Annotated in this window: 21 protein-coding genes and 5 tRNA genes; 15 read left to right on the top strand and 11 right to left on the bottom strand. The window is 53.0% G+C overall.

The window, feature by feature from the left end:
* The 4 genes from COY37_RS07565 to COY37_RS07550 form a co-directional block, all read left to right on the top strand.
* Positions 1-308: hypothetical protein (locus COY37_RS07565; protein WP_286977060.1), on the top strand; the 308-nt coding region annotated here is incomplete at its 5' end.
* Positions 309-344: 36 nt separating this feature from the next.
* Positions 345-1,310 (top strand): ATP-binding cassette domain-containing protein, encoded by a 966-nt coding sequence (locus COY37_RS07560; RefSeq protein WP_286677778.1) that lies wholly within the window; start codon positions 345-347, stop codon positions 1,308-1,310.
* A complete protein-coding gene (locus tag COY37_RS07555; protein ID WP_286677777.1) occupies positions 1,307-2,062 on the top strand; it encodes an ABC transporter permease in 756 nt (251 codons plus the stop codon). Before COY37_RS07560 ends, COY37_RS07555 begins: the two co-directional genes overlap by 4 nt.
* A gap of 100 nt (positions 2,063-2,162) precedes the next feature.
* A tRNA-Gly gene (locus tag COY37_RS07550) sits at positions 2,163-2,235 on the top strand.
* Positions 2,236-2,266: 31 nt separating this feature from the next.
* Here COY37_RS07550 and COY37_RS07545 read toward each other — a convergent pair.
* The 9 genes from COY37_RS07545 to COY37_RS07505 form a co-directional block, all read right to left on the bottom strand.
* Complete coding sequence (locus tag COY37_RS07545; RefSeq protein WP_286677776.1) at positions 2,267-3,142, bottom strand: flagellar motor protein MotB; 876 nt, start codon at positions 3,140-3,142, stop codon at positions 2,267-2,269.
* Between the two features lie 102 nt (positions 3,143-3,244).
* Positions 3,245-4,027: a flagellar motor protein gene (locus COY37_RS07540; RefSeq protein WP_286677775.1), complete on the bottom strand. Its 783-nt coding sequence runs from the start codon at positions 4,025-4,027 to the stop codon at positions 3,245-3,247.
* A 214-nt stretch (positions 4,028-4,241) separates the two neighbouring features.
* Positions 4,242-6,116 carry a Stk1 family PASTA domain-containing Ser/Thr kinase gene (gene pknB / locus COY37_RS07535; RefSeq protein ID WP_286677774.1) on the bottom strand — a complete coding sequence of 625 codons (1,875 nt, stop codon included), beginning with the start codon at positions 6,114-6,116 and terminating at the stop codon, positions 4,242-4,244.
* Between the two features lie 78 nt (positions 6,117-6,194).
* Positions 6,195-7,595 carry a peptidoglycan D,D-transpeptidase FtsI family protein gene (locus tag COY37_RS07530; RefSeq protein WP_286977055.1) on the bottom strand — a complete coding sequence of 467 codons (1,401 nt, stop codon included), beginning with the start codon at positions 7,593-7,595 and terminating at the stop codon, positions 6,195-6,197.
* Complete coding sequence (locus tag COY37_RS07525) at positions 7,588-8,715, bottom strand: FtsW/RodA/SpoVE family cell cycle protein (protein WP_286677772.1); 1,128 nt, start codon at positions 8,713-8,715, stop codon at positions 7,588-7,590. The genes COY37_RS07530 and COY37_RS07525 overlap by 8 nt, the downstream gene beginning before the upstream one ends.
* Before the next feature lie 141 nt (positions 8,716-8,856).
* Positions 8,857-9,606: a Stp1/IreP family PP2C-type Ser/Thr phosphatase gene (locus COY37_RS07520; protein ID WP_286677771.1), complete on the bottom strand. Its 750-nt coding sequence runs from the start codon at positions 9,604-9,606 to the stop codon at positions 8,857-8,859.
* Between the two features lie 3 nt (positions 9,607-9,609).
* Positions 9,610-10,026, bottom strand: coding sequence for an FHA domain-containing protein (locus COY37_RS07515; protein ID WP_286677770.1), 417 nt, complete (start codon positions 10,024-10,026; stop codon positions 9,610-9,612).
* Positions 10,019-10,711 (bottom strand): FHA domain-containing protein, encoded by a 693-nt coding sequence (locus COY37_RS07510; protein ID WP_286677769.1) that lies wholly within the window; start codon positions 10,709-10,711, stop codon positions 10,019-10,021. The genes COY37_RS07515 and COY37_RS07510 overlap by 8 nt, the downstream gene beginning before the upstream one ends.
* 19 nt (positions 10,712-10,730) lie before the next feature.
* A complete protein-coding gene (locus COY37_RS07505; RefSeq protein WP_286677768.1) occupies positions 10,731-12,479 on the bottom strand; it encodes a serine/threonine-protein kinase in 1,749 nt (582 codons plus the stop codon).
* A 151-nt stretch (positions 12,480-12,630) separates the two neighbouring features.
* Between COY37_RS07505 and COY37_RS07500 the strand changes: the two genes are divergently transcribed.
* A tRNA-Leu gene (locus COY37_RS07500) sits at positions 12,631-12,714 on the top strand.
* 176 nt (positions 12,715-12,890) lie between these two features.
* Positions 12,891-13,613, top strand: a complete 723-nt coding sequence (locus COY37_RS07495; protein WP_286677767.1) for a metallophosphoesterase family protein — start codon at positions 12,891-12,893, stop codon at positions 13,611-13,613.
* 98 nt (positions 13,614-13,711) lie between these two features.
* On the opposite strand, the gene larC is transcribed toward COY37_RS07495, so the two are convergent.
* Positions 13,712-14,887: a nickel pincer cofactor biosynthesis protein LarC gene (gene larC, locus COY37_RS07490; RefSeq protein ID WP_286677766.1), complete on the bottom strand. Its 1,176-nt coding sequence runs from the start codon at positions 14,885-14,887 to the stop codon at positions 13,712-13,714.
* 139 nt (positions 14,888-15,026) lie between these two features.
* On the opposite strand from larC, the gene COY37_RS07485 reads away from it, so the two are divergent.
* The 7 genes from COY37_RS07485 (at position 15,027) to COY37_RS07455 (ending at position 19,622) form a co-directional block, all read left to right on the top strand.
* Positions 15,027-15,527: a DUF4446 family protein gene (locus COY37_RS07485; RefSeq protein WP_286677765.1), complete on the top strand. Its 501-nt coding sequence runs from the start codon at positions 15,027-15,029 to the stop codon at positions 15,525-15,527.
* A 97-nt stretch (positions 15,528-15,624) separates the two neighbouring features.
* Positions 15,625-16,479 carry a prephenate dehydratase gene (gene pheA / locus COY37_RS07480; RefSeq protein ID WP_286677764.1) on the top strand — a complete coding sequence of 285 codons (855 nt, stop codon included), beginning with the start codon at positions 15,625-15,627 and terminating at the stop codon, positions 16,477-16,479.
* Positions 16,479-17,762: a serine--tRNA ligase gene (gene serS / locus COY37_RS07475; RefSeq protein WP_286677763.1), complete on the top strand. Its 1,284-nt coding sequence runs from the start codon at positions 16,479-16,481 to the stop codon at positions 17,760-17,762. Before pheA ends, serS begins: the two co-directional genes overlap by 1 nt.
* A 116-nt stretch (positions 17,763-17,878) precedes the next feature.
* Positions 17,879-17,967: transfer RNA gene (locus COY37_RS07470), tRNA-Ser, on the top strand.
* A 230-nt stretch (positions 17,968-18,197) separates the two neighbouring features.
* The gene (locus COY37_RS07465) at positions 18,198-19,235 is read left to right on the top strand and encodes a virulence RhuM family protein (RefSeq protein ID WP_286677762.1); all 1,038 of its coding nucleotides are present in this window, start codon (positions 18,198-18,200) and stop codon (positions 19,233-19,235) included.
* A gap of 185 nt (positions 19,236-19,420) precedes the next feature.
* Positions 19,421-19,514: transfer RNA gene (locus COY37_RS07460), tRNA-Ser, on the top strand.
* Positions 19,515-19,548: 34 nt separating this feature from the next.
* A tRNA-Arg gene (locus COY37_RS07455) sits at positions 19,549-19,622 on the top strand.
* A gap of 43 nt (positions 19,623-19,665) precedes the next feature.
* Here COY37_RS07455 and COY37_RS07450 read toward each other — a convergent pair.
* Positions 19,666-19,956 carry a hypothetical protein gene (locus COY37_RS07450; RefSeq protein WP_286677761.1) on the bottom strand — a complete coding sequence of 97 codons (291 nt, stop codon included), beginning with the start codon at positions 19,954-19,956 and terminating at the stop codon, positions 19,666-19,668.
* Positions 19,957-20,214: 258 nt separating this feature from the next.
* Between COY37_RS07450 and COY37_RS07445 the strand changes: the two genes are divergently transcribed.
* Positions 20,215-20,712, top strand: coding sequence for a rubrerythrin family protein (locus tag COY37_RS07445; RefSeq protein WP_286677760.1), 498 nt, complete (start codon positions 20,215-20,217; stop codon positions 20,710-20,712).
* Positions 20,713-20,718: 6 nt separating this feature from the next.
* Complete coding sequence (tadA, locus tag COY37_RS07440; protein ID WP_286677759.1) at positions 20,719-21,204, top strand: tRNA adenosine(34) deaminase TadA; 486 nt, start codon at positions 20,719-20,721, stop codon at positions 21,202-21,204.
* The last annotated feature ends 115 nt before the right edge of the window (positions 21,205-21,319 follow it).

Below are 21,319 nucleotides of genomic sequence, written 5' to 3'. Positions count from 1 at the left end.
GCGAGGCTTTGCTGCATACGGCATCCGACCTCGAGCTTGATGACTACGCGCAAGGGGCGGGGATGGTGGTCGCTGAGGAGGCGCTTCGCTACGCCGAGATGCATGAAAACCCGCAAGAGCCGGTAGACCAATCGCCGCCGCGCTCGGCGCTTCTCAGTATCTTGTCCGAGGCTTACGAATCGCTTGCTTTGGGTAAAAAGACCCAAAGAAGACAGAGACGCCAGTCCTTTCCGACACCGGGTGTAGAGGAGCCCCGGGTGGAGCCGGGCGTTGCAGCCAAGGACGAGCGCATGGAAACAAAACACTAAAGTTTCACAGAAGAGGTACGTGCCACGATTATAGAAGTGCGGGAATTAAAGAAAAGCTACAACGACATCGCCGCGGTTAAAGGGGTCTCTTTTACGATCGACCGCGGCGAGATTTTCGGCTTCTTAGGCCCCAACGGGGCGGGGAAGACCACGACGATCAGCATGCTCTGCACCCTTTTGATCCCGACGGGCGGGCGCGCCACCGTCAACGGTTTTGATGTCGTTAAAAACAAGCTTGCGGTGCGAAAATCAATCGGCCTGGTCTTCCAGGACCCAAGCCTTGACGAGCGCCTTACCGCGCTCGAAAATCTAATATTTCACGCTATGATCTACGGCATCGGCAAGGCTGACCGTGACAGGCGTATCCCCGATGTACTTGAGCTCGTAGAACTCTCCGGGCGACAAAACGACCTGGTCAAGACCTTCTCCGGCGGCATGAAGCGCCGCCTGGAGATCGCCCGCGGCCTGCTTCACCGTCCCAAGGTGCTCTTTTTAGACGAGCCGACCCTTGGCCTTGATCCGCAAACCCGCTACCATATCTGGGAGTACGTGCAGCAACTTATAGAAGACGAGGGCCTCACCATCTTCTTAACCACGCATTACATGGATGAGGCGGAAAACTGCGACCGAATCGCCATTATTGATGACGGCGAACTCATCGCGATGAATACCCCCGAGGAACTCAAGGAAAGCATCGGCGGCGAAGTTGTCCTGATTGTCGCCGAAGACAACCGGAAGGCTTCCCTCGAGATCAAGGATAAATTCAATATCGCCGTGCAAGAGGTAAACGGCGAGCTTTCGCTTAAGGTGGCAAACGGCAGCCACTTCATGCCCGAGCTTATCAAGGCACTCGAGACCACGGTTATCTCGATCTCGCTGAGAAAACCCACACTCGAGGACGTGTTCTTGGACTTAACAGGGCGGCGCATCCGGGACGAAAAAGTCGAGGGCATGGATCAGGCGCGCGTGCGCATGCGCGCAAGAAGGGGGCGCACCCGATGAAAGAGGCGCTCATGGGGATATACACGCTCTGGCTCAGAGACGTCATCCGGTTTTTACGTGACAAACCAAGGATAGTAAGCTCGGCCGCACAGCCGCTTCTATGGCTCTTCGTGCTGGGACTGGGACTCTCCACAGCGTTTGTGAGAGGCGGAAGTTCGCAGTACCTTCGCTTCATCTACCCAGGAATCATCTCGATGTCGGTGCTCTTCACATCGATATTCTCCGCCGTTTCCATCATCTGGGACCGCGAGTTCGGTTTTCTAAAAGAAGTACTGGTCGCACCGATACCGCGCTGGTCGGTCGCCGTAGGGCGGGCGCTCGGCGGCAGCACCGTTGCGGTCATGCAGGGCACCATCATCCTCCTAGTAGCACCACTTATCGGTGTCAAATTTGGCCTAGTGCAGCTTTTCTTCGCCTTTATCATCATGTTCATGATCGCTTTTTCCATGACATCGTTCGGTATCCTGATTGCGACCCGCATGCGCACCCACGAGGGGTTTCAGGTAGTCGTAAACTTCTTGCTACTCCCCATGTTTTTCCTCTCGGGCGCGATGTTCCCAACCGGCAAAGGCCTTCCCGTCTGGATGCAAGTGCTCGTTCGCATCGATCCCTTAAGTTACGGAGTCGACGCCTTAAGGCAAACGCTCGTGGGCTTAAAAGTCTTTCCTATCTGGCTCGATCTCGGGATCGTGTTCTGCTTCGGTACGGTTGCGCTCGCTCTCGGCGTATGGTACTTCGAGAGGACGGAGTAGGGAGAGCCGGCAAGCGAACGCCTGTCGCTTCTTAACAGAATCGCAGATTTCAGTTATAATTTAGTTATAACTCATCATAAATCTGACGCAACAAAAAAATGCGGGCATAGCTCAGTTGGTAGAGCATCAGCTTCCCAAGCTGAGGGTCGCGAGTTCGAGTCTCGTTGCCCGCTCAAAAAAGCGCCTTACAGCAGCAGGCGCTTTTTACTTTTTGGCCGCCGTGGGCAGTTTTTCGCCCAGATTGTTCGAACTTTGTGTTGTACTGAATGTGCCCGGCTCGCCCTTGCTGATCAGGTCGCGAAGCACGATGATCTCAACGCGCCTGTTTTTAGCGCGTCCGCTGGGTGTCGCGTTCGAGGCAACCGGTCGGTATTGCCCGTAACCGGCCGCTGAGAGGCGTCCGGCATCCGCAGGGTATTTAGAGAGCCAGTACATGATTACGCTGGTTGCCCTATCGGTAGAGAGCTGCCAATTGGATGGATATCGCTCGTTGTTGATTGGGATGTTATCCGTATGCCCCTCAACTTTTATACTCTTGCTTGAGCTAAACAAGATGCCTGCAATATCATCGAGCATCGCCTTCGCTGTTGGTGAAAGATCGGCTTTACCCGATTCGAATAGAACCTTATCAGACAGGTTTATCACGATACCGCGCCCATCTTCTTTTACATCGACATTGGCGACGATGCCTTTCATCTTGGCATATGCCTTGATTTTGCTTATCATAGCGGCGAACTCTTTTTCTTCCGCCGGGTTGCGCGTGTTTAACTTTTGCTGGATTTGCTGCATTTGGGCGGTTGCTTTGTCTTTGTTTTTATCTTTTAGAGAGAGCGTCTTGTCGTTGCCCGGCTTTTGGCCGGTCATCATAGTCGAGATTAAGCCCGGGCTCCTATCCTCCACACCGAGGGCGATCTTAAGGGATTGTGCCATGGCCGAGTACTTCGAGGCGTCAACGTTCGACATGGCGTACATTATGACGAAAAACGCCATAAGAAGAGTGATAAGGTCGGCGTATGTGAGCAGCCATCGCTCCATGCTCGGCCCATCGTGTCCATCACTCTTTTGGCTGGATCTTCCCATTTTGACTCCTTACGGATTATTAATCTATCAACTAACTTATTTACTAACTGATCAAATAATTTATTAAGTAAGCTTGATTAAATGGTGTGATTAAGTGGTGTGTTATGCGTGGACTTCGTGGCCAACGCTTTTCTGTCGTTCATCAGGCGGCAGGAATGACTTAAGCCTGTCCCCGATGATGCGTGGGCTTTCGCCGGCCTGGATCGAGAGCACGCCCTCCATGATGATTTCTCGTGCGAGGGACTCGTCGTTACTGCGTGATTTGAGTTTTGCTGCGATGGGTAGCCAGAGGATATTTGCTGTGGATATTCCATAAAATGTTGCGATAAATGCGGTAGCAATTGCTCCACCGAGATTGCCTGAATCAGATAAGTGCCCGAGAACATTGACCAAACCCATGACGGTTCCTATGATTCCCATTGTCGGGGCAAAACCACCGGCGGTTTCAAAGAACTTTGCGCCAAGGCTGTGTCGTTCCTCCATAAGCTCGAGTTCGGTTTTCATGATCGCTTTTGTGACTTCATAATCGGTACCATCAACAACCAGATTAACGCCCTGTTTTAGGTATGCGTTCTCCAAGTCTTCAACCATGTTTTCAAGCTTAAGGATTCCCTCGCGCCTGGCAGTTTCGGCCAAGGTGACGATGATAGCTATATCTTCATGGATATCGGTTTTTCGATCCTTGAGTGCTACAGCAAGCCACCTGGGCATTTGCTTGACGGCTGAAATGGGGAAGCACACCATGGTAGCGCCGAAGGTGCCGCCTAAGACGAGTATTCCAGCTGATACGTTAATAAGTGAGCCTAAGCTTCCACCTTCGATAAAAATGGAGATTAGCAACGAAAAAACGGCAAGACCTATGCCTATGATTGTTGCGAGATCCATTACTTACCTCTCAAAATATGTAAACTATCTAGATAGAGCTAAAATGCTGTTCCTGATTACATATGCATGTATCGGCAAAACCACCGCATTCTTGAGGTTTTTGCGACAGGCCTTCCGGGCTTTGCGACGCCGGATTCAGGGCAATAAAAAAGGCCCCTAGCTGGCTAGATGGCCTTTATCTACTATGCATGGTGTACGCTTTACGTGCTTGCGTTTATGGAGCCGCTCTTCCTACGCTTATGGTGATTTTCGCGTTTTTCTTATTAAGTTGCTCGCCCGCGCCCGGATCTTGGCTTAATACCTTGCTGTCGTCGGCGGGGCTTACCCCGTCTATGACGACCACATCAACGGTAAAGCCCTTACCGGTAAGGATATCTTTCGCCTCGTCCTCGAGCTTGCCGCGGACCTCCGGGACGGTCAGAAGCTCGGGGCCTTTGCTGACGTAAACACTGATGGTTGCGCCCTTCTTGGCTTCACTGCCGCCGGCGGGTGTGGTGCGCATGACGTTGCCTTTGTCGACATCCTCGCTGAACATCTCCAGGGTTGTGACCATAAAACCCGCTTGCTCAAGGGTGCTCTTGGCTTCTGCGAGCGGTTTTCCAAAGACATCGGGTATGACGGACGATGCCTGACCCTTGCTTATCACGAGCTTAACCGGGGTTCTAGCCGGCACAGATTCACCGGCGGCCGGCTCTGTCCTTATCACCGAGCCCTGCTCGATCTCGTCGCTGTTTTCGTAGTTTGAATCCCCGACTTTTAGCCCCGCTTCTATCAACCTGCTTGTCGCCTTGTATTCACGGCTTCCGGTTACATCGGGAATCGTCGTCATTTCCTGGCCCTTGCTTACAGTGACCTCGACAACGCTACCCTCTTCTCTTTTCTCACCCGGATCCGGTTTTTGCTGGATAACAAGGCCGGCGGCAATGGTGTTGCTGAACATCTCATCAGTTTTCTTGAGTTTTAAGCCGTTCTTTTTCAGGGTGTGCTCGGCATCTACGAGCGATTTATTCTGGATATCGGGAACGGCCACCATCTTTTTGTGGATAATGCCGGCGGTGTAGCCATACCAGCCGGCACCGGCCATCCCCAGTATTAAGAACAGCACCAGGAGAACCATCGGTGCGCGGCTTTTGCGTCGCCTGGGTGGTTCCTGGTAGGTGGTCGGACGTTTAACCTGGGTGGCGCGTGCCGTTTTGCTTGGTGGGGCCATTACCAGGGTTTCTTGCTCATCGGGGGCGAGGGCGACGATAGGCATGCCCTCCATGAGGCGCATGATATCGTTCCGCATCTCTGCCGCGCTTTGGTAACGGCTTTCCGGGTTTTTCGCCATTGCTTTTGCGATGATGGTTTGCAAGTCCTCGGAGATATCCGGGTTAAGCTCGCGGGGGCGTACCGGGATCTCGTGGACGTGCTTAAGGGCGATGGCCACCGGGTTTTCGCCATCAAAAGGTACCTTGCCGGTGGTCATCTCGTAAAGGACGACGCCGACGGAGTAAATATCCGATGTCACCCCGACATCTTGGCCGCGGGCCTGTTCGGGGGAGAGGTAATGCGCGGTTCCGAGAACGGTTCCCGTCTGGGTCATGGTGGAAACGCCGGCGCGGGCGATGCCGAAATCGGTGACCTTAACCTCGCCTTCCCTGGTCAGCATGATGTTGTGCGGTTTGATGTCGCGGTGGATGATATCGTGCTTGTGGGCGAAGTTAATCGCCGAGAGGACTTTCTTGATGATCTCCATGGCCTCGGCGGGCGGTATGATGCCCTTTGCGGTCATATATTGCTTGAGGCTTTTTCCTTCCAAGAGCTCCATAACGATGAAGTAGGTACCGTTTTGGCTGCCCCAATCATAGATGCTGACGATATTGGGATGGTTAAGGCCTGCGGCGGCCTGGGCCTCGCGTCTGAAGCGCGTGACAAAATCCTCGTCCTCGGCGAAGTGCCGGTGTAGTACTTTAACCGCTACCGGTCGGTCCAGGACGGTATCCATGGCTTTGTATACTTCGGCCATGCCTCCCGAGCCGATTTTAGCGATAATCTTATACCTATCGTTAAAGACTTGTTGCTCCATAGGTTGATCTAGGACTCCCATGTTAATTAGTTTCGTCTCCTGCTCTGATTATTTGGTCGATTGCGTTTCAGGGTCCAGATTGTTTCCATATTACCAAACTTAGCGTTGTTTGCCTAATGCCGATAAAATAATTTCGCGTGCGATGGGTGCGGCTACGCTGCCGCCTACACCGCCATTTTCAATGATCACCGCTACTGCCACCTGGGGGTTATCTGCCGGGGCGAAGCCGACAAACCAGGCGTGCGGTTTCTTTTGGCCGACCTCGGCGGTACCGGTTTTGCCTGCTACTTGCACCCCATCGATGCGGGCCGCTTTTCCGGTTCCTTCGCTCACGACCTTTTCCATGAGGGATTTTATTGTTTCGGCCGTGGTTTGGGACATCGGTGTCTGCCAGGTACTCGGACGGTGCTCGTAGACGGTATTGCCGTCGTGCTCACGGATGTTTTCGACAACGTAGGGTTGCATGATCGTGCCGTTGTTTGCCACAGCCGCGCCGGCGAGGGCCATGGTCAGCGGTGTTGCCTGGATGCGGCCCTGGCCGACCGCCGCCCAGGCGACCTCGAGGTCGTCCATCTGCGATGCGGCCGGGATGCGGCTCTGTGCCGTGGGCAGATCAAACGGGATTTTATCGGCAAACCCAAAGGACTTTGCCATGTCGACAAGCTTGGCACCGCCCAATTCTTTTCCTATCTGGGCGAATACCGTGTTTGCAGATTTGGCGAAGGCCTCGGCAAAGGAGAGCTTGCCGTAGCTCTTTCCTTCGTAATTGGTAACTTTACCGCCGTAAATCTTAACGGTTGAGCTGGCGTCGTATATCTTATCCACGGTGGTTACGTTATCTTGAAGCGCCGCCGCTGCTGTTATGATTTTAAAGGAGGAGCCGGGGGTAAAACGGCCCTGCAGGGCGCGGTTGAGCATAACGCCGTCGGGGTTTTTGCTCAGCTCCGCCCAGTGACTATCTACCTCGTTGGGGTCGTAGCTGGGCCGGCTGGCGAGGGCGAGGACCGCGCCGGTTTTGGGATTGAGGGCGACGATGGCGCCTTTTTTTGAGCCGAGCGCGCGCATGGCGGTTCGTTGCAGCTCAATGTTGATGGTGAGCGTTATGTTATTTCCCGGCGCCTCCCGGCCGAGGAGGCGCTTTATGTAGTCGTCGATCGACGAGACTTTTGTCTGCCCCGAAAGATACTCATCAAAGGTAAGCTCAAGGCCGGCCCTTCCGTATTTGTGGGAGTAAAAGCCGGTTATGGGGGCGGCGATTTCTGCTTTTGGGTAGGAGCGCTTATAGCCGTCGGCGGATTTCTTGGTGGTCGCGAGTACTACTTCATCGGCGCTTATGATATCGCCGCGCTTTATCCTTTTATCGTTGAGGAGAGGGCGGATGTTTTCGGGCCGCGCGGTAAGGCTGTCGGCGGCGAAGAACTGCATATATGTTAAGTTTACGGTTAACAGCAAAAACAAAGCGGTAAACACCGCTCCCAGCCGGGCGATTCGTTTATTCACCGGCACCATCTCGCTTTGCCGAGACCGCCAAAAACAGGGCGAGCAGTATGAAATTCATGAGAATCGAGCTGCCGCCGTAACTGATAAAGGGCAGGGTCACGCCGGTTAGCGGTATCAGTTTTGTGGTACCGCCAAGGATGGTGAAGCTTTGCAGGGCGAACACGCAGGCAAGACCCGTAGCGACGAGCCTTCCGAAATTGTCGGTTGCCGAAAGTGCGATGTGCAGACCCCGTGATATAAAGAGCAGGTAGATAAGGATAATGGCAGTTCCGCCAAGCAAGCCCAGCTCCTCGGCGATGGCCGAGAAGATAAAGTCGGTCTGCACCGCTGGGATGAGTGTTGGGTGGCCCAGCCCCAGACCGGTCCCGGCAAGACCGCCGCTCGCTATAGCGAAGATGGATTGGATGATTTGGTATCCTTTCCCCGATGGGTCCATCCAGGGGTCGAGCCAGATATCGACCCTGGTTTGAATGTGCGAGAAGGCGAAATAGCAGGCGGTGGCACCCGCAACGAAAAGAAACGAGCCCAGGGTGACATACATGGGGCGCCCGGTGGCTACATAGAGCATGGCCAGGAAGAGGCCGAAGAAAAGAAGCGAGGTCCCCATGTCGCGCTCGAGCACTAAAATGACGAGGGACATCAGCCACATCACTATCAGCGGGCCCAGGTGTTTGAGTTCGGGCAACCATATTTTAAAGGCGCGCCGGGTCGAGATCGAGAGGAGTTCGCGCTTCTCTTCGAGATAGGCGGCCAGGAAAAAGACGAAGAGTAGCTTGGCCATCTCGGCCGGCTGGAAGGTGAACGGCCCTAAGACCAGCCAGAGTTTCGAGCCGCCGCGCTCGACACCGATGAAGATCGGTGAAAAAAGCAGCAGGATACCGAGGATGGCCCAGGTATATTTATATTCTTTAAGCCACTGGTAGCGGCGCACGGCCACCAGGGTGATTAAAGCCGCAATCGTGCCGGCTAAAATCCACATCGACTGCGCCGTCGCGAGGTTTGGCTTTAAGCGCCAGATCATGAGCAAGCCAAGGCCCGATAATAACGCGGCAAAGGGAAGCAGGTAGGGGTCGGCCTCTTTGACCAGCAAGCGGTTTGCAATGTTGAGAGCGAGAAACATGACCGAAACCAGCCCGGCAAACTTGAGCGAAACGTCGAGCGGTTGTCCGGTTGTCTGTGAGACCAGGTAAAAGCCGATAAATATGATTGCGATAACGAGAATGAGCAGGATAAGCTCGGTGTTTCGGCGTTGCAGGCCCCATCACCGCCCAACCCGCCAGAGGCGGCTTAAGCGGGGCGTCGAGGTCTTTTTCTTCTCGAAGAGGATTACGGTGATATTATCGTTTCCACCCCGGTCGTTTGCCCAATCCACGAGTTCGCGGCAGGCGGCGTCGAGGTCGTCCTTGTCGCGCAGAATTTCGGCGATCTGCTCGTCGGAGAGCATGGTGTTAAGGCCGTCCGTACAGAGCAGAAAGCGGTCTCCCGGAAGGACTTCCTCGATGATGAGGTCGACCTGAACGTCTTTTTCACTTCCGACCGCGCGGGTGATGATGCTTCGCTGGGGGTGCATCTCGGCTTCCTCCGGTTTTAAGTGGCCCTTTTGCACCATCTGGGCGACGAGGGAGTGGTCGTCGGTAAGCTGCCGTAATTTGCCGTCACGCAAAAGGTACAGCCTGCTGTCGCCGACGTGGCCGATATAGAGTTTGTCTTCGTTTGGTACGGCGACGGTTATCGTGGTGCCCATACCGCGGACATCCGCATCCTTTAAGGCTTTTTCGTAGACTTTTTTGTTTGCGCGCTTGATCGCGTCGATAAGCTTGTCTTCAAAGGGGTCTCTTGAGCGTTTGGAAAGGCCAAAGCGCAAGGCATCGAGCGCCATCGCGCTTGCGACCTCGCCGGAGCGGTGCCCGCCCATTCCGTCCGCAACAGCAAAAATGCTGCCGTTCGCTATGTAGCTATCTTCGTTGAGACTTCGTTTCTTGCCAACATCGGATAAAGCTGCGTATTTCATATATTAGTCCATAAACTTAAAAACGCTTTGCCCTATTCTAAATGTACTGCCCTTCTTAAGTCGAACCGGCGCATTGATTTGTTTATTGTTGGTGGTTGTGCCGTTGGTGCTCTTTAAATCCTCCAGCCAGTAGGCCGAGTTTGCGGGATAGACCCGCGCGTGGTGCGCCGAAGCGAAGGTATCCTCAAGAATAATATCACAATCCGGCGACCTGCCGATGATGAGTTGCTCGTCTATCGGGTAGTCGGTTGCGGCACCGGGTTCGGCCCCCTCGACGATCACGATTCGCGGTAGTTTCTCGGTGGCTGCGCCTTTCGCCCAGGCGAGGTCTTTTGAGATCACCTTAACCGCGATAAACAAGAATACGTAGATCGAAGCGAGCAGCAGCACGTGCAGCCCTAATGTAAGCTCGTTAAACACCGGCCTCTCTCCTAAAATATAGTTTAGTGGTGCCGATGGCGATCGTGTCGCCGTTTTTTAGCCGGCGCTCATCGACTTTGGCCCCGTTTACAAAGGTGCCGTTCGTACTCTCAAGGTCTTTGATCAGGTGTTGTGCTCCAACGCTCTCTATTCTCGCATGATAGCGTGAAACGTTAGGGTCGGATATGATGATGTGGTTGTCGGCGGCCCGTCCGATCTTTATCGTCGTATCGGCGAGCAAGAACTTGGTTTCGCCGCCCGCCCCGGAGCGAACCAGGTACGCATCGCCCGCCCCTTCTTTTTCTACCCCAGGCTCCCTGCTTTCGAGGGTGCTCTCAATGAGGACCTCACCGAGGGAGAGCCGGGGCACGGCTTTTATTGCGATCTGCGGGCGCCCCAAAAGCTCGTAGCCCTCTTTTTTGGCGTGGGCGATTAAAAAGCTTTGAAACTCCGAGACCAATGTTGTTTCAAAGGGTTTTATCCGCTCCGCGTCCGCTTCGCTTATTAAAATGCTGTAGCGGTTCGGGACGTAGAGTTTGGAGACGCTGATGGTGCGGTGTGCGTCCATCTCGCGCACCAGCTTTTTAGCGATCTCAACGGGCTGGATGCCCGATTTGAACTGCTTGGCGAAAAATCCTTCAAAGAGTGCTTCAAGTCTATGTTCAAAGTCTTTAAGAACGCTCAAAGTTGTTCCTCCATAGCGGCTATTCCGCGAGTTCTTCTGCTAGCTCGGGCGCTGTATTCACGCTTGCCGCCGGCGGGCGGAAAATGGGAATCAGTAAGAGTATTATAAGTGAAAACGACAAACCCTGCATCAGTCCCCCCATGTCAAGGCTGCTCCCTTTAAGGTTGGTAAATATCCCCTGGTATCCCATCAAAAGCGCGACGAGGCCGGTCACGGCTCCGGAAAACCACCGCCGTTTGCCCCTGATCGCCGAGGTTAGGGCGGCCGCGAGCGCCCAGAGCACGGGCTGGAAGAGCAGGATGCGGTTCTGGGTAAACGGGGTGACGATGAGATCGATAACCTGCGCCGGGTTTGAGACCCCTTTGATGGAGGACCAGATCGCGTAGCCTTTTACGAGGTCCGGCATGGTGCTCTCTTTTAGGAAGAGGTTCATGAGCTCAAAAGCGACACACCCGATGCCTGCCGTTGCCGCCGCGATGAGCGGGTTGGTTAAGAGCCCGGCCAGGACCGGGAATACGAACGGTATTTGGATGATGCCGAATATCGAGCCGATCGCCGGGGAAATCGAGAGCACGGGCCATCTGCGTGAAACGAACGCCCAGTAGGGCATCAAGATAAAGAACATGATGATAAAGAGCCCGGCGGAGTATTTGATCATGGCAAGTGAAAGCAGGAAAAAGGCGATGCCGATTCCGTAATCCGGGCGCAAGAGGACCGCGAGGTACACCCCGGTTGCGGCAAAGAGCGAGAGGCTGCGCGGTATCTCGAACCACTGGCGCAGAATCGGGAAAAACGGGTAGCTCAAAAAGACGGCCATCGGTGTGCGGGTGATCGATTCCTTGTGCTCCTCGATGAACCGCCACATCTGCCCCCGCCAGCCGGTCTCTTCGGCCCAGGCCATCTCGCTGTTTATGCTTATGTACCTGCCGACGAGCCCGGACAGCACCTTTTCGGCCGGCTCGTGGGAAGGCAAAAACTCGATCAGGTTCTCACGGAAGACAGTGGCCGAGACGTAGCGCTCATCGGGGTTTTTGGTAATGGTCATCATTACCTGCCGATCGAGCTCTTCGCTTACCTCCGGGTTGCTGCGGCTTGGCGGAAACGGCTCGTATTTTTGCACCATATTTAAGGTCTCGGTTGCCGACTCGGCGCTAAACGGGATGCAGTCGGTGAGCATCTCGTACAGCATGGTCCCAAGCGACCAGATATCGCTTCGCTCGTCGACCGCGTCGCCGCGCGCCTGCTCGGGCGACATGTAGGCGAACGTGCCGATGATATCGTCGTCGGTTGCGCTTGAGCCCCCCTTAAACCGGGCGATGCCAAAGTCCATGACTTTCAGGCGCCCGTCATAGAGGATCATGATGTTCTCGGGTTTGATATCCCGGTGTATGATGCCGTTTAAATGCGCGGCTTCAAGGGCCCGGCAAATCTCGATGGTGATGATGAGCGCCTCGTGCACCGAGAGCGGCGAGATGCGGCTTAATATTTTTGAGAGGGGTATGCCCTCGATAAGCTCCATGATTAGGTAGCAGTCGTCGCCGTCTTCCTCAAACTCGTGGATGGTGACGATGTTGGGGTGATTAAGAAGCGCCACCGTGCGCGCCTCGCGGAGCACGCGCTCCGCCGAGTGGCGGTTGACATGAATCTGCTTGATGGCCACGACACGCTCCATGCGCGTATCAAAGGCCTTGTAGACATCGGCAAAGCCGCCCCTGCCCAGCTTCGAAATGATCTTGTATCGGTCAAGTAGCAGTTCTTCCGTTTTCATGTACATCTTTTATTGATTCGACGCTTGTAGCGCTTTTCCCTTGCCTGTGTTGCGCAAAACATAAAAATGGTATAATCTATTCTGCGCGGATTTGATGCGATCAGCTTTAATAGTATCAGATTCGCAGACGGATAAGAACACAAAAGCTTACGCGAGAATGGCGGAATTGGCAGACGCGCTAGGTTCAGGGCCTAGTGTTCGAAAGGACATGGGGGTTCAAGTCCCCCTTCTCGCACAAAAAATAGCCGCTTTTTTGCGGCTATTTTTTTGTAGAACAATAGAACAATAGACATTGGAGCTTTTACCCGCCACTCATCCCATATTTCTTTGATCGCTTAGAATTAACATTTCCGCAGGAGTGGAATATCTTCTTATAGATATCGCCAGGTGATCTTGTTAGGTGCTATTGAAATGATACGAATTGCCGCTGTTGGTGATGTGCACGCCCAGACGGGTAACGTTCAGATGCTTAAAGCGGGCTTTGCTAATATCCATACCAAGGCCGACGTTCTCGCTATCGCCGGGGACCTAACCGCACATGGCCTGGCAAAAGAGGCTGGGGAGCTGGCCTTTGCACTTAAGGATGTGAAGATACCGATCATTGTTGTCCTCGGCAATCACGATTACCATATGGGGCAGCAGGGGGATATCAGGCGGGTGCTTGAAAAAGGCGGCATCATCGTGCTCGATGGGGAGACCACCGTTGTAGAGGCGGGCGGCTTTCGGGCGGGGTTTATCGGTACCAAGGGGTTTGGCGGGGGGTTTGGCATCAGGGCTCTGCCTGACTTTGGAGAGGAGATCTTTCGCATGATGTACAGGGAAGGCGTAAACGAGGCGGAGCGGATTCACTGGGGCCTTGAGACCTTGGAGGTTATGGAGCCGGATTTTCGGATCGTGCTTCTTCATTACTCGCCGATAAAAGACACGCTATTCGGGGAGCCTCCCGAAGTGTATGCGTTTCTTGGGGCATCGATTATGGCCGAGCCGATCGACAAGTTGGGTGCGGATTTGGTGCTGCACGGCCATGCCCACTACGGCACGGAGAAGGGGATGACGCCGGGCGGTGTTCCGGTGAGAAACGTCGCCATGCCGACCATGGGACGCCCTTACTCTATCTATCCGCTAGGCGGGTAAGTATGCAAGCAAGCGGTGGAGTACCCAATCGGGTACGCAGGCTTGGGTGCTGGGGTCGGATTGGGCGTAGAAAAGCAAGCCCGAGCATCCTGCACGATTTATCCGCCTTTCTTGAACGTGTTGCTTGCCGCCTCTCGTGCAAGGTCATAGACTTCCCTAAGAGGTGTACCGCTTCGGGCGGCCAGTTTGCTGCAATCATCGTATTCGGGCGCAATGCAGATAACCCGCCCCTTATATGTGCCCACCTTGACATGGATTCTACCAAGAGGCGTGTTCACGCTTATAATTTCTCGCTCTGCAACCCGGCGGGATTGCTTGGAGAGCCTGAGGCCCAGGGTTGCGGTTTCTGTCATTATCGTGTCGATTACCTCCTCCTCGCTTCCTACGGGCACCAGCACGCTTAGCGTTACGGCCGGCCGGCTTTTCTTCATCCCGATTGGGGTGAACCAAACGTCGAGCGCACCGCGTTCAAACAGCGCGTCCATGGTGTAACCGAGCACTTCTGCGGAGACATCGTCGATGTTGGTTTCGAGGAGCATCACCTCTTCGGTCTCAACCCCGGCCTGCGTCCCGAACATGACGCGAAGCACGTTGGGGATTTCAAGTTCGCGGGTTCCGGCACCGTAGCCGGTTTTCTCAAGGGCAAGCAGCGGCATTTCCTCGGTGAAGGTCGCGTAGTGCATAAGGACCGCCGCTCCGGTTGGGGTGGTAAGCTCGGCGGCGATCCCGGAGCTATACACCGGCGCCCCCGCGAGGATCTCAATGGTGGCCGGGGCGGGGATAGGGAGCATGCCGTGCTCGGTTCTCGTCATCCCCATGCCGGTTGCGACCGGCGAGGAGTAGATCTTCTCGATGCCGAGGGAATGAATCCCGATGACGCTTGCAACCACATCAACGATCGAATCGATCGCGCCGACTTCATGGAAGTGTATCTGGTCGATGGTTTTGCGGTGGATTTTGGCCTCGGCTTCGCCGATCCGCCTGAATATGGCGATCGCATCGGCTTTTATGCTGTCGGCAAGGTCGCTGTCCCCGATGAGTTCACGGATGTTGCTAAAGGTTCTCACCACCTTTTGCTCCTCGGCGGCAACGTCGAACTTTGTGGCCCCGATATGTTGCTTTGTGACTTTTTTTGCGCTCACCTCGTAATCGCCGACGGCGATTTTGTTTAGCCCAGCTTCAAGCTCTTCTAAAGGTAGCCCTAAGTCGAGCAGGGCGCCGACGATCATATCCCCGCTGATGCCGGCAAAACAGTCAAAATAAGCGACCTTCATGTAATCATCTCCTTACGTGGTTACAAGCGCGAAAGTTCTCGCTGCTTACACAGGTTTTTCCCAAATGCAAAGGTTAGGTTTTTATTGTATAATTTGTGACAATTATGGCGGAAATTTTCCTCTAAGCGAAGGGGTAGCAATGGATATTCGTAATGGTAGCTTAATTCTAGCACTGGTTGCAGCCGGCTGGCTCGTCTTGGCACTATGGCTTCTTGTCGTTTCGTTGAATCTTAAAAAGATAAACAGGCGCTCGAAAGCAATCGTCAAGGCCGGGGAACATGGGGATTTCGCGGGTGCGGTAGAGAGCAGTTTGAATCAGCTTTCGCTTTTAAACTCTGCCATAAACGAGGTCAAAGCAGACCAGGCACACCTCGCGGATACGCTTAGCAGTGCCGTACAGCGGGTCGGCGTGGTACGATTCGACGCATTCGATGATATCGGGGGAAGGCTGAGCTTCGCAGTGGCGCTGTTGGATAACAACGGAAACGGTGCTGTGTTAAGCACCATTAACGGGCGCCAGGAGAGCAGGAGCTATGCCAAAGCTATACGAAACAACACCTCTGAGTTTACGCTTTCCGCTGAAGAGCACCAGGCGATACGAGAGGCGTTTTCAAACACCGCTACAAAAACACTGGTGTAATCACCGATATAGTAATAAGAGCGATAACAGCGCAACAGGAGCGCACTAAGAGCGAAATAATATTTTGACAATAGTGCAAGGAAAGGACTGCAGGCATTTGCCAGATAAACACGACACAAAGATCGGCTTCCTGGGGCCGCGTGGCACCTATACCCAGGAGGCGCTTCTAAAACTTTTACTGGTCAGCGACGAAGACATCGTTCCGTATCCGACGGAAGCCGATGTGATACGCGCCGTCGAGCGCGGCGAGGTGGACAAGGGAATGGTCGCGATAGAGAACTCTATCGAGGGTTCGGTCAATGCGACGCTGGATGTTTTAGCGTTTGAGGCAAGCCTTGTTATCGAACGAGAAATAATCATACCCATCAACCATAGCCTGATGGCGAAGCCGGGCGTAAAACTGGAGGATATCACGACCGTGCTATCGCACCCTCAAGCCATCGCCCAATGCCGCCGCTACCTTTCCGAGAAACTGCCTCAAGCAAATCTTGAGCTTGCCGGAAGCAATGCCGCGGCGGCGCAGCTCGTTGCGGAACAGGGTGGCACCTTAGCGGCCATCGGCCCGAGGCTTGCCGCCCAGATTTACGGATTAAACGTGCTCGACATCGGCATCGAGGATTTTGAAGACAATCAGACCCGCTTTGTGCTGGTCGGAAAAGAGCCGGCAGCGAAAACCGGCCACGACAAGACCTCGATCGTCTGTTTTATTTACGAGGACCGTCCGGGAAGTCTTCTTCTAATCCTGCAGGAATTTGCATACCGGTATATAAACTTAACTAAGATACAGTCGAGGCCGACCAAAAAGGCGCTCGGCGACTATTGCTTCTTCATCGATTTCGAAGGCCACATGGACGACGAGATAATCGCATCAACGCTCAAGTGCCTGAAATGCAAGGTGAGAGAGGTAAAGGTGCTAGGATCATATCCGATGGCAAACGGGGTGACAAGCTGATGCTTGATCTGAAATGGGTAAGGGAGCACCTGGATGTCGTGGAGGAGGCGCTGGAGCACAGAAACTCTAAAGTCGACCTAACGCGCTTTAAGGAACTCGATGCTTCGCGGCGCGAGTTGATCGTTGAAGTCGAGCAACTAAAAAACCGCAGGAATGTGGTATCGGGCGAAATCGCCAGGCTTAAAAAAACCGGGGAGCCGGCCGAGGATAAGATCGTCGCCATGCGCGAACTCGGCGACAAGATCAAGGGGCTTGACGAGCAGCTCGCTGAAATCGAGGATGAACTTAATCGGATGCTCCTGGACATCCCCAACATTCCGGATAAAAGCGTTCCCATCGGGTTTGACGAAACCGCAAATGTAGTGATCAGAACCTGGGGCGAGAAGCCCGAGTTTGACTTTGAGCCCAAACCGCACTGGGATACGGGGATCGATCTTGGAATATTGGATTTTGAGCGGGCATCGAAAATCGCCAAAGCGCGCTTTGTGCTGTACTGGGATTTAGGTGCCAGGATGGAGCGCTCGCTCATTAATCTAATGCTTGATATGCATACGGGAAAGCACGGCTATACCGAGGTATTCCCGCCGATTCTTGTAAACAGCGCAAGTCTCACCGGCACGGGCCAGCTGCCTAAATTTAAGGAAGACCTCTTTAAAGTCGAGGGGGAAGACCTGTATTTGATACCGACCGCCGAGGTACCGGTAACCAATGTCCACCGCGACGAGATACTCGCGGCCGACGACCTGCCGCGTTACTACTGCGCGTATACCCCATGTTTTAGAAGCGAGGCGGGCGCGTACGGCAAAGATACCCGTGGGCTTATCCGTCATCACCAGTTCAACAAGGTAGAGCTGGTGAAGTTCGTCAACCCCGAGACTTCATACGATGAGCTTGAAAAGCTTACCGCCAATGCGGAGTCCATTTTACAGGCGCTCAATATTCATTACCGGGTTGTGGCGCTTAGTACGGGGGATATGGGATTTTCTTCTGCCAAGACCTATGATATCGAGGTCTGGCTGCCGGGGTCCGGCGGGTACCGGGAGATATCCTCCTGCAGTAACTTCGAGGATTTCCAGGCGAGGCGCGCCAATATACGCTTTCGGGAAAACCCGAAGGCTAAACCCCGGTTTGTCCACACGCTCAACGGAAGCGGCCTGGCAATCGGGCGAACGGTTGCAGCGGTACTCGAGAACTACCAGCAGGCCGACGGCGCGGTAAGTATTCCGGACGCGCTGAAAGCCTACATGGGAGGCGCAGAAGTCATCACACCGAAGAAGTTTTAAGTGTTGGTTCGGCTTGCGCGACGAGAAGAGCGGCGCGTTGAGAGCGCCGGTAGAATATGATAAACTACGCAATGTAAAAGGCGCGGGCCAAAGACATAAGGACGCGTCTTTCATATGGAGAGATGGCAGAGTTTGGTTGAATGCGGCGGTCTTGAAAACCGTTAGGGGCGTAAGTCTCTCGGGGGTTCGAATCCCTCTCTCTCCGCTTAAGTACACTGCAGACAATTACTAAGATTGCCAATGGTTTGGGGATAACTTTAGACGATTTAATAAAGATTTGATTATGGCAAAAATCAAAGACTTGGATATTGCCAAGGAAACCTTGAGGTCCATTTAATGATTCTCTTCCTAATATGAAGCAATCGAAAAAAGACTTTGGGGCGAGGGATTTGCTTTTGCCGCGGCTGATGAGCGGCGCAATTGAGGCATAAACTTATGAAAAAGAATAAACAGATTGCCAGACAAAACAGTTTTACAGAATTCCTGCTCTACACTACGCCAAACGGCAAGGTAAAAGTGGAGATATTTTTGCGAGATGAAAATATTTGGCTTACCCAAGATAAAATAGCTCTTTTGTTTGGCGTGCAAAGACCAGCTATTACGAAACACCTCAAAAACATCTTTGAATGCGGCGAGTTACATGAAAATTCAGTTAGTTCCATTTTGGAACATACTGCCGAAGACGGGAAAAAATATCCTACCAAATTTTATAGCCTCGACGCCATTATCTCCGTTGGCTACCGCGTCAATTCAAGTCAAGCAACGCATTTCCGTATTTGGGCAACGGAAAGACTAAAAGAATATATTATCAAGGGATTTACTATGGATGACGAACGGCTGAAAAACCCCAACAACATTTTCGGCAAAGATTATTTTGAAGAACAACTGGCGCGTATCCGCGATATTCGCAGTAGCGAGCGTAGATTCTACCAGAAAATTACCGATATTTACGCACAGTGCAGCGCTGACTATAATCCGAATGAAGAAATCACCAAGCAATTTTTTGCTACCGTGCAAAACAAACTCCACTGGGCGATAAGCGACCAAACAGCGGCAGAAATTATTTATCAAAGGGTTGGGAGTGAAAAACCAAATATGGGACTAACCACATGGAAAAACGCTCCAAAAGGGACAATCCGAAAAACCGATGTTAGTATTGCCAAGAATTATCTCAATGAAAAAGAACTTGACGGACTGAACAGAATTGTCACGATGTATCTTGATTATGCGGAAGTGCAGGCGCAAAAGGGTGTTGTGATGTATATGAAAGACTGGGTAGGAAAATTGGACGCCTTTTTGCAATTCAACGAAAAAGAAGTTTTGCAGGATAGCGGCAAGATCAGTCATGAAGTAGCAGTGGCATTAGCCGAAAGCGAATATGAAAAATACCGAGTTATTCAAGACCGTATGCTTGAGTCCGACTTTGATCGTGAAGTCAAAAAATTATTAGATTCTAAAAAGAAAAAATCATGAAATTATCGGGAGATGCTTTAGTGTTCTACTGCTCCCATTTTTACTTTAGTTGGCTGGAGCTTAAAACAAATCAAGCAAGTCGGCTAGCAAACCAGCATATGCAGTGGACAAAATGCGTCCTGTCATGTATATTAATTATCTGGCTTTTAGCTTTTGATGCTTTAAAGTTTTGGATTTTTAGAGTTGGAGAGATGGCCGAGTCGGTCGAAGGCGCTCGCCTGCTAAGCGAGTAGGGGGTTATAAACTCCCTCGAGGGTTCGAATCCCTCTCTCTCCGCCAGCTGGATCAAGGCGCATGCGCCGGAGACCAGAATGTGCCCGTAGCTCAGCCGGATAGAGTGCTTGACTACGAATCAAGAGGTCGTGGGTTCGAATCCCTCCGGGCACGCGATAGTGCGCCGCCTGGCGCCAATCCGTTTACGCGGATACTCTTAGGCCTCAATTTGCCCTGATGGCTTCATTACGCCATCGTATCCAATTTCGTAGACTACACCCGCTTCATCCTGCAGTGTCGCACGAATGTTCTTTACTGCACCAATCGCTTCTTCTCGCGTGGAATATGACCATATTCGCACCTCTTCGCCGTTCGGAAGCGTAATTCCGTAGAACTCGTAGTGATTACCGTATGCCTTAAATGAGAAACCTGCCATGTCGTAAATCCCGGCGCTATCAATTTCTACGGTATCGCCATGCTTGGTAGTTTGCTGTACCCAAACCCACATACCGACTCCTTTTGTGTCGTGGCTTATTATTGCCGCAAAGCCTTATATACCTTTAACTATAACGCTTAAACTCTGCAGTACATAGCGTTGTTGAATAGGCTTTAGCTTTCATAACGCTTTCTCTGGGATTGCATACTATGCCTGCCGATCCACCCGATTGGGTGAATTACGTTGTAACATCTAGCTGTTTTCAGCATAGTAACATCCGGTCCAACGTTGGTTTATAATAAAGCAAAAGGCTACGGAAAGGAGACCTTGATGGGAGAGAAAACTCTTACAAATTTACGGGATGCGTTTGCCGGTGAATCGCAGGCAAATAGAAAGTACCTGGCGTTTGCGGCCAAAGCTGAAAGGGAAGGCTATGCCCAGGTGGCGCGGTTGTTTAGGGCGGCTGCCGAGAGCGAGACGGTGCATGCGCTTAAACATTTAAATGTGATGAAGGGCGTCGGCTCCACCCCGGACAACCTGAATGCTGCTATTAACGGGGAAACCTACGAGTTCGAGCAGATGTATCCGGGTATGATCCGGGATGCGGAGGCGGAAGCCGAGAAGGGTGCTAGGATAAGCTTCTGGAACGCGAATGAGGTCGAAAAAGAGCACGCCGTGTTATTTAAACAGGCGCTTGAAGCTCTCGGCAGTAATGATGCGGTCGAGTATTGGATCTGCGGTAATTGCGGGCACGTTCATCTGAATGAGGCCCCTGAGAAGTGCCCGGTATGTCAGGCCCCGAAGAGCATGTTTAAGAAAATCGATTAGTACGCGATGACCAACGATGACGATATCAAGTATATGCAAAAAGCGATCGAGGAGGCCAGGCAGGCAGCACGTGCCGGCGAGGTACCGGTCGGTGCGGTTATCGTGTGCGATGACGAGGTAGTCGCGCAAGCCAGAAACGAGCGTGAAGAGCGCGAGAGTGCAATGGCGCATGCCGAGATCCTTGCGATTGAGGAGGCCTCGAAAAAACTCGGGCGCTGGCGACTGAGCGATTGCACGATCTATGTCACCAAAGAGCCCTGCCCGATGTGCGCGGGCGCGATCTTTCAGGCCCGGATGAAGCGGCTGGTCTTCGGGCCATCCGACCAAAAGTCGGGCGCGGCCGGAACCCTCTATAATATCGTGCAGGATGAACGCCTTAACTGGCAGCTTGAAGTTACGCGGGGTGTTCTCGAAGAAGAAAATAGAGAGCTGCTGCAGGATTTCTTCCGCGCGCGCAGGGCAAAAGCCAAGGATAACGACCAGGGATATTGATGAGCATTCTGCTAGATCGACGATAACCGGCACCGAGCAATTACACGGCACCGTGCTGACATTGTGTTAGTGCACAAGACTTGGTAAAATTATTACGCCGTTCGGGCGAGCCCGT

The organism is Candidatus Aquicultor secundus (assembly GCF_002791875.1).
In the GTDB taxonomy this organism is placed as follows: domain Bacteria; phylum Actinomycetota; class Aquicultoria; order Aquicultorales; family Aquicultoraceae; genus Aquicultor_A; species Aquicultor_A secundus.
This window is presented reverse-complemented; position numbering and strand designations above follow the sequence as displayed.